The sequence below is a fragment of the Paenibacillus sp. 01T422 genome, assembly GCF_056398785.1.
Window position 1 is genome coordinate 1 of the sequence record NZ_JBFTQB010000500.1, and the last position, 8,373, is coordinate 8,373.

Genomic DNA, 8,373 nt, shown 5'->3' on the forward strand with positions numbered 1-8,373 from the left:
TCCAACGTTAGTTCCATGCAACCTTCCATGTCCTTCCAAAAGGTTGCTTCCAGCCTCTYCGCTGTTTCCGCGTGATACATAAGCGCATTCGTCTCGAAATTAAGCCGCAGGCTGCGAATGTCGAAGTTAGCCGTCCCTACCGATGCCACTTTCCCATCGATGACAATGGTCTTCGCGTGCAAAAACCCGTAGTCGTAGAGGTAACATTTCACTCCGGCGCGAAGCAATTCCCCCACATAATACAACGAAGCCCAATGCACAAACAAGTGATCCGCTTTCTCTGGAATCATGATACGAACATCAATTCCTGACAAGGCTGCAATGCGCAAAGCATTAAGCATACTCTCTTCTGGAATAAAATATGGCGTCTGCAGCAGAATCCGCTTTTTGGCCATGTGAATCATTTTGAGGAACGTATACACAAAATGCGGCCATTCTTCATTAGGCCCACTAGCCACAATCTGCATAGGTACTTGCTGCAAGGCATCTCCTGCTTCACGTTCTGGAAAATAACACTGATCCACTTCGACTAGCGTCGTAGAAGCTAAATTCCAGTCCAAGATGAATCGGGACTGAAGCGCACGAACCACGCTACCCGTTAGTCGCAAGTGAGTATCTCGCCAAAAGCCGAACCGAGGATCCATGCCGAGATATTCATTCCCCACATTGAACCCGCCCATATACCCAATTTGGCCATCAATAATGACTAACTTCCGGTGATTGCGATAGTTAACCCGATAGTTCAAATAAGGAATTCGCGAAGGGAAAAAGGCTGCTTTCTGCCCGCCGGCTTTCAGAAAATCTCGGAAGAAGGAATCTTTTAAGGAACGTGAACCAATATCATCATACAAAAATCGAACGATGACCCCTTCCTCCGCTTTTTTCGTTAACGCCTGAATAATTCTTTGCCCAAGCGAGTCATTCTTCACGATGTAATATTGCATATGAATATGCGTTTTCGCGGCTTCAATTTTCAAAAGTAAATCGCTGAATTTGGTTATGCCATCCGTGAAAATATGGACGCCGTTATCCTGGGTCAGAAATGCGTCATTGGAGGACACGTTCAAATAAATCAAATCACGGTATTCGTTGACCATGGGATCCAGATAAGTCATCGTCCCGTTCATCAGCTGCTCCCGCTGTTCTGAGATGACCGTCTGCATTCTTTCTTGCATCCGCTGGTTCCATTTGTACAGCTTCCTGCGGCTTAAATTCTGCCCTAGCATCACATAGAGCAGAAAGCCGAGAATCGGAATAAATAGCAGCACCATCAACCATGACCAGGTAGCAGCCACGTTTCGGCGTTCTAAGAACACGACCGTAAGAGCAAGAAGAATATTAACAATAAAAAGTACAGTAAGCGCGTGCGATATCCAATCCATTTTGCCACTCCTAACCGTTGTTGTCAGTGGATCAGGAATATTATACCTTATTTTCAGCAATTTCGAAAAAAACCTCGCATTCTAACTTAGAATACGAGGCTGGCCCTGCATTATGCTATTTTTTTAATTAGGCATAGCTTCCGTAGATAGTACACGCCGCCTACTTTAATGACATCATCCGAATACGCTTCTATGAGTGTTCCTGAGTCTTCTAATTCGTCGTCAAACCACACCTCAACAGGTGTTTGAAATAGCATGCAAAGATACATATCTGCGTCTGTAAAACAATCTGTAGTCCGGCTCATGTATTAACAACTGCCTCCCTCACTAATTTTCACCTGACAACATACTTATCGTCATTTGTAAATGAGAAATGAAGAGGAAATAGGTAAAAAAGACTGGAAGCTATGAGCCTCCAGTCCTGTTTTTTTCATTTATTTGACCATTTGCTTATAAAGTCCAATGTACTGCTGCGCGGACTTCTTCCAGCTAAAGTCGCCTTTTTTCATATTCTGCTGAATTTTCAGCCAGGCATCTCGGTCATTTTTGTAGAAAAAGACCGCTCGGCGAATCGTATGCAGCATATCATGAGCCGCTTGTTTGAACATCTCCTCGTAGTCGTATTCACCTGTCCCCAGCACGACGAGTTGAATGTCTAGCGACAGGATTTCAGTGAGAACGTGCTGGATGAGATCTAACCCTTTCTGCTGCACCAATCGGGTTACTAAGGCAATCATCGGCACATCATCTCTCACATCTAATCCTAGACGCTCCTGGAGTGCTGTCTTGTTCAGCAGCTTCTTGGGCAGCGAATCTCGGTACGTGGACACGAGATGCGGATCAGTCATCGGATCAAACACTTCATAATCAATACCGTTCACAATCCCCGTCAGCTGATCCTTACGATGCCGCAGCAGGCTATCCAAATGTTCACCAAAATATGGAGTTTGAATCTCTTCAGCATAGGTCTGGCTCACCGTTGTTATACGGTCAGAGTACAGAAGCCCCCCTTTGAGGAAGCTGGCACCTCCGTGCAGTTCAAGCGCCGTACCACCAAAATGGTCGTCGGATAGGCCAAACAGCTCTCTAAACAATGATTGACTAAACACACCTTGGTATTTCAAATTGTGAACGGTTGTTAACGTTTTGATCTCGCTATAGAATGGCAGATGTTGATAATGAGCCTTCAACAGCACGGGAATCATACCGGTTTGCCAATCGTGGCAATGGATGACATCAGGCTGGAAGTCGAGCAGTGGCAATGTTTCGATAACGCCTTTACAGAAGAAAGCGAAACGTTCTGCCTCGTCGCCATACCCATAAATGCCTGGACGATTGAAATAAAACTCGTTGTCCACGAAATAAAAAGTAACCCCATCCTGCTGGAGAACATCAATGCCGATATATTGCTTTCTCCAACCGACATAAATATCATGCGTCACTGCCGTTGTCATCGCATTCCGGTACTTGGCAGGGATACCGCCATATTTAGGCAAAATAACCCGCACATCCAGCCCTTGCTGGATAAGTTCCTTTGGCAGAGAACCGATCACATCAGCTAGACCTCCCGTTTTGATAAAAGGAACAGCCTCTGAAGCCGCAAAGAGTACTTTCATCTTTCCACTCCTCCTGATAGTCGAAAAGCCGCCTTTGGGGAGGCAGGCTTTTCGGATTATATCTAGTTATGCGCTCAAAACAATGCCGATTAGATCACTTTTGTTTTTGCCGCGATGAACGGTGCTTTGTTGTCACCTGTAAGTACGCGGCCGCGTGAGATGAAGACATCCTTATCGAGAATCGCATTCTCAATAATAACATTCTCCTCGATCTCGCAGTTTTGGAGGATAATACTGTTCTTCACGTAGGCACCTTTACGGATTTTCACTCCACGGAACAAAATGCTGTTCTCTACCTTACCTTCAATGATGCAGCCGTTCGCGATCAACGCGTTTTTGGTTGCGGCAGATTCCAAGTATCTCGCAGGCGGCTCATCTTTGACCTTCGTATAAATCAGGTTCTTCTGGAAGAACAACTCTCTCCAGATCACTGGATTCAACAGCTGCATGCTATGTTTGTAGTAACCTTGAATCGAATTCACGATGCCTACATGCCCTTCAAATTTATAGCCATACACGCTAAGCTTATCAATATTTTTCATAATACCGTCGCGAACGAGGTGATCATACCCTTGTGCCAAGCAAGATTCTACCATGTCCAGCAAAAGCGCTTTGCTCATAATATACATTTCCATGGAAATGTTATTTGTCCGCAGTCTTCCCGTGTGATCTTCCATTAGCGTCACTTGTCCATTATCTTTGACGGCCAAGCGGCGGAATTTACCTTGGATATCCTCATCCGTTTGCTTATAGATGACGGTAATGTCCGCTTGCGTGTCCTCATGATGACGGATAACATCACGTAGATCAAGGTTGCACACCATATGGCTGCGCGAAATAATAACCAGCTCTTCTTTGCCGCGATAGAAATAGTCCCGATGGCTATAGAATTGATACAAATCCCCACGTGATATGCCCGTTGGCTCATCCATGACGGATGGAAGGACGAACAATCCACCGCGCTTTCTGTCCAAATCCCACTCTTTTCCTGACCCAAGGTGATCCATTAAAGAACGGTACTTGTGCCCAACTTGTACACCGAAGAACAACACAGAGTGATCGACATCTCCGAAAATCGCACAACCCTCATTCACGAGTGAACGCTTAATATTCGCTGTTGGCGCCACATACTGAGCAGGCTGATATGGATTCTGGGAGTACACACGCCAATCTTTATCATTAAGGTTCAGCTCGTTATTATCATCGAGCAGATCCATATTTGCTTCCCATAAGCTATCAATCGTACCGACATCTTTCCAATAACCCTCGAACGGATAAGCATACAATCTTGCTTCATTTTGCAGCATCATCGGGATAACATCTTTCCCGAAATCCTTACTGGAATCCGGATTTTCCTCATCCGCAATCAAATACGATTTCAGAGCACTCCAGTTAAAAATATAAATACCCATGGAAGCCAAGTTACTGTTCGCTTCTTTTGGTTTTTCGGCAAATTCAGTTATTTCCTGATTCTCATTCACGCTCATAATTCCGAAACGGCTGGTTTCTTCCCATTTCACTTCAATAACAGCAATACTTGCATCAGCTTTCTTCTCTTTGTGGTAGGAAAGCATCTTATCATAATCCATTTTGTAAATGTGATCACCCGAGATGATCAATACATACTCCGGATCGTACTGCTCAATAAACCCAATGTTGCGATAGATGGCGTTGGCGGTACCTTTATACCAATCTCCGCCTTTTTGCTCCATGAATGGAGGTAATACAGTGACACCGCCATACTTGCGGTCCAGATCCCACGAACTGCCGATTCCAATATACGTGTTGAGCACGAGAGGCTGATACTGCGTCAAGACACCCACGGTGTCGATACCTGAATTCGTGCAATTGCTAAGGGTGAAATCAATGATACGGTACTTCCCGCCAAAGTGAACAGCTGGTTTGGCCAAATTATTCGTTAGTACGCCTAGTCTACGTCCTTCTCCGCCAGCGAGGAGCATGGCAACACATTCTTTACTGCGCATCTCTGATTTCCCCCTTCAACTTCGTTTTCTCTAGTTGGAATTCTTTCACACATTTTATATAAACAGCCGCAAGCGGCGGAATACACAGAGACAAGCTGTAAGGCAGTTCGTGATATTTTCTTTTTTCACTCGTGATTGGCAGCTTATTCCCTTGGCCAGAACCGCCAAATTCTGGGGCATCGCTGTTAAAAACAACCTCGTACATCCCACTGCGTGGAACGCCGATTCGATAATCAGGGTGTACTTCTGGCGTGAAATTACAGATGAGAATCAGATCATCTTCAGCCATATTTCCTTGGCGCATGAAAGTAACGACGCTTTGGCTCTCATCATGCGGATTAATCCATTTGAAACCATCTGGACTGTGATCCTTTTCCCATAAAGCTGGCTGGTCCAAATAAAATTGATTGAGCGCCTTCACGTAAGCGTGCATCTGCTCATGTTTCTCATAGCCGTCCAGCAGGAACCAATCCACTTCCTCCTGGTCTTTCCATTCGTCGAATTGACCGAATTCGCTGCCCATGAACAGCAGTTTTTTGCCGGGGTGACCTGACATATATCCGTATAAAACGCGCAGGTTGGCGAATTTCTGCCAATAATCGCCTGGCATCTTATGCAGGAGTGAACGTTTCCCATGAACAACCTCATCGTGAGAAAACGGAAGTACATAATTTTCGCTAAAGGCGTACATAAAGGAGAACGTGATCAGTTTATGGTGATGTTTGCGATGAACGGGATCCAGCTTCATATAGCGCAGCATATCGTTCATCCAGCCCATGTTCCATTTGTAGTTAAATCCAAGCCCACCATCATGCACGGGAGCTGTAACAAGCGGCCAATCGGTGGAGTCCTCTGCCATCATAAGCGCATCTGGATAATAAGAGAAGACAACTTGATTCAGCTTTCTCAAGAAAGCGACGGCTTCGGGATTATCATCCCCACCCCATTGGTTCTTAAGGGGCTTCTCATTCCATCTACCGAAATTTAAGTGCAGCATGGAAGCTACAGCGTCAACCCGGATACCATCGATATGGTACATATCCATCCAAAATATGGAATTTGAAATGAGAAAGCTTTGCACTTCCGGCCTGCCAAAATCAAAGGTAAGAGTCCCCCATTCCAGCTTCTCGGCCTTGCGCGGGTCTTGATATTCATATAACGGCTTTCCATCAAACTGCCTCAAGCCATGAGCATCCTTGCAGAAATGGCCAGGGACCCAGTCCATGATGACGCCAATCCCTTTTTGATGACACCGATCGACGAAATGCATGAACTCTTTCGGGGAACCGTGCCTGCTGGTTACAGAGAAATAACCTGTCGCTTGATAGCCCCATGAGCGGTCAAACGGGTGCTCAGCGAGCGGCATAACTTCAATATGTGTATAACCCATCTCTACGGCATAATCAACTAACTCGTCCGCAAGCTGGTCATAGGTATATAATTCTTCGCTATGTCTGTCTTTTTTGCGCCACGTACCTAGATGCACTTCATAAATCGACAAAGGCTTATTATAAGCGGGAGCCAATTTCTTCTGTTCCAGCCAGGCCTCATCCTGCCATTCGTAGCCTTCCAAATCGACAACGCGAGAGGCTGTGCCTGGACGCACTTCAGAGTAAAAGGCGTAAGGGTCAGCTTTCAACAAAATTTGATCTGTTTCGCTTTGAATTTCGTACTTGTAGTGATCACCTTCACTTGCCTCAGGAACAAACAGCATCCAAACCCCGAGTGAACTGAATTTCTCCATACGGTGTTTACCGGACTGCCATTGGTTGAAATCGCCGAGCAAGCTGACCTGTTTGGCATTAGGTGCCCATACAGCGAAACGAACTCCCTCATAACCTTTTCTTTTGCTAACATGCGCCCCTAGAATGCGATAGCTGTGATACAGGGATCCTTCATGAAGTAGAAACAAATCTTCTGAGCTGGGTATACCAACATTTGCCCCCATGTTATCCCTCCCATAATCGACCTTTTTCTTCAAAATATGGATGTAACAATTAATCACATACAGTACAAATACAACAAGCAGGTGGAGAATTCCTTCAAACCTCATATTAAAAAAAGGAAAATCCTTTATCCTGGGTGAATTACTAAAGTGACAGTCAATTGAAAGGTGGAAACCAGATGATGAAAGACAAGGTGAAAGGACTTATCGTAGGTTTAACGATCGGTTCGTTAATTAGTGGAACAGCTGCTTTTGCGGCTAGCAGTCAAATTGAAGTGGCCTTCCGCAGCATCAAATATATGTTTGATGGTGTCGAAAAAGTGCCTGCAGATGGAAAAGGTTTTGTTTATGAAGGTTCTACTTACGTCCCTCTTCGCTTCGTGAGTGAAGCCCTAGGAAAAAAAGTCGAATGGGATGAACAAAATGAAACCATTTGGATCGGAACCAATCCAAATAAAGTCGTTGCTACCTATAAAGGTGGTACGGTAACCAAAGGCGAGTTTGATACTTTCTTTGCGATGCAGGCCATTTTCAATAACAACCATACAGCTTCTAAGGATAACCCTGACTATCAAAAAAGCGTTTTGACACAATTGATTCAATATAGAATTCTGTACGGTAAATCTTCCGAAGCTGATCAAAAAGCGGCTAAAGATACGGCGTCTGCACAAATGGCAACTTGGAAAATCCAAAATGGCGAAGCCAAGTTTCTAGAAGACTTGAAAAACTTCAAAGTGACAGAAACTGAACTTCAGTATTATCTCGTTGGGCGATTAACAGCAGAAAACTATATCAAATCCAGCATCACCGACGTACAATTGAAAGCTAAATATGACGACAACCTCAAACAAGATAAAGATGCTTATACGATTGCTTCGGTCCGCCACATTCTATTTAGTTTAACAAACGAAGACGGAAGTGCGAAACGCACGAAAGAAGAAGCGCTTAAGCTTGCTAAAGATGCACAACAAAAAATTAAGAGCGGCGAAGACTTCGCGAAGCTGGCAAAAGAATTAACAGAAGATCCTGGCTCCAAGGAAACAGGCGGACTTTATGCAGATGCAGAAGTTGGTAACTGGGTGCCTGAATTCAAGAAAGCCGCGATTGAGCAACCGGTCGGCACTGTAGGCGACCCTGTTGAGACACAATTTGGTTATCATGTGATCAAAGTCGAATCCAGATCCGTGAAATCTTTCGATTCAGTCAAGGAAACCTTAAGAGGATCGCTGGAACAAGCACTATACCAGCAATTTGCAGAAAAAGAATTACCCGGTTTGATTGAAAAGATCGATTTAAGTGAATAAATGGTGTACAATGAATGTTTGTTAAAGTATACAAGTTGAAGGATGGAATGCAACATGTTTTATGCAAAAGATTGGGTAGATTATGAACTTCTCGACACCGGCGGCGGCGAAAAGCTTGAACGCTGGGGCTCGGTTGTGTTG

General features: G+C 44.7%; 6 protein-coding genes and 2 pseudogenes. 2 read left to right on the forward strand and 6 right to left on the reverse strand.

Features of this window, described 5'->3' with window-relative positions:
• The 6 genes and pseudogenes from cls to glgB form a co-directional block, all read right to left on the reverse strand.
• Positions 1–1,382: cardiolipin synthase (cls, locus tag AC1DUA_RS24250; RefSeq protein ID WP_477502204.1), on the reverse strand; the 1,382-nt coding region annotated here is incomplete at its 3' end.
• Positions 1,383–1,492: 110 nt separating this feature from the next.
• Positions 1,493–1,687, reverse strand: a complete 195-nt coding sequence (locus AC1DUA_RS24255) for a hypothetical protein (RefSeq protein ID WP_477502205.1) — start codon at positions 1,685–1,687, stop codon at positions 1,493–1,495.
• 129 nt (positions 1,688–1,816) lie between these two features.
• Positions 1,817–2,998, reverse strand: coding sequence for a glycogen synthase (locus AC1DUA_RS24260; protein WP_477502206.1), 1,182 nt, complete (start codon positions 2,996–2,998; stop codon positions 1,817–1,819).
• Positions 2,999–3,087: 89 nt separating this feature from the next.
• Positions 3,088–4,005, reverse strand: a complete 918-nt coding sequence (gene glgD / locus AC1DUA_RS24265) for a glucose-1-phosphate adenylyltransferase subunit GlgD (protein WP_477502209.1) — start codon at positions 4,003–4,005, stop codon at positions 3,088–3,090.
• Positions 4,006–4,023: 18 nt separating this feature from the next.
• Positions 4,024–4,983, reverse strand: a pseudogene (locus AC1DUA_RS24270) (glucose-1-phosphate adenylyltransferase); the annotation flags it as partial.
• Positions 4,973–6,931, reverse strand: coding sequence for a 1,4-alpha-glucan branching protein GlgB (gene glgB, locus AC1DUA_RS24275; protein ID WP_477502207.1), 1,959 nt, complete (start codon positions 6,929–6,931; stop codon positions 4,973–4,975). The pseudogene AC1DUA_RS24270 and the gene glgB, both read right to left, overlap by 11 nt.
• Positions 6,932–7,107: 176 nt before the next feature.
• On the opposite strand from glgB, the gene AC1DUA_RS24280 reads away from it, so the two are divergent.
• Together AC1DUA_RS24280 and AC1DUA_RS24285 are read left to right on the forward strand one after the other, a co-directional pair.
• Positions 7,108–8,232, forward strand: coding sequence for a peptidylprolyl isomerase (locus AC1DUA_RS24280; protein WP_477502208.1), 1,125 nt, complete (start codon positions 7,108–7,110; stop codon positions 8,230–8,232).
• 54 nt (positions 8,233–8,286) lie between these two features.
• Positions 8,287–8,373, forward strand: a pseudogene (locus AC1DUA_RS24285) (SAM-dependent methyltransferase); the annotation flags it as partial.

Coding starts and splice junctions, on each gene's coding strand:
- AC1DUA_RS24255 (WP_477502205.1), bottom strand. CDS start 1,687: ATGAGCCGGACTACAGATTGTTTTACAGACGCAGATATGTATCTTTGC.
- AC1DUA_RS24260 (WP_477502206.1), bottom strand. CDS start 2,998: ATGAAAGTACTCTTTGCGGCTTCAGAGGCTGTTCCTTTTATCAAAACG.
- glgD (WP_477502209.1), bottom strand. CDS start 4,005: ATGGATCACCTTGGGTCAGGAAAAGAGTGGGATTTGGACAGAAAGCGC.
- glgB (WP_477502207.1), bottom strand. CDS start 6,931: ATGGGGGCAAATGTTGGTATACCCAGCTCAGAAGATTTGTTTCTACTT.
- AC1DUA_RS24280 (WP_477502208.1), top strand. CDS start 7,108: ATGATGAAAGACAAGGTGAAAGGACTTATCGTAGGTTTAACGATCGGT.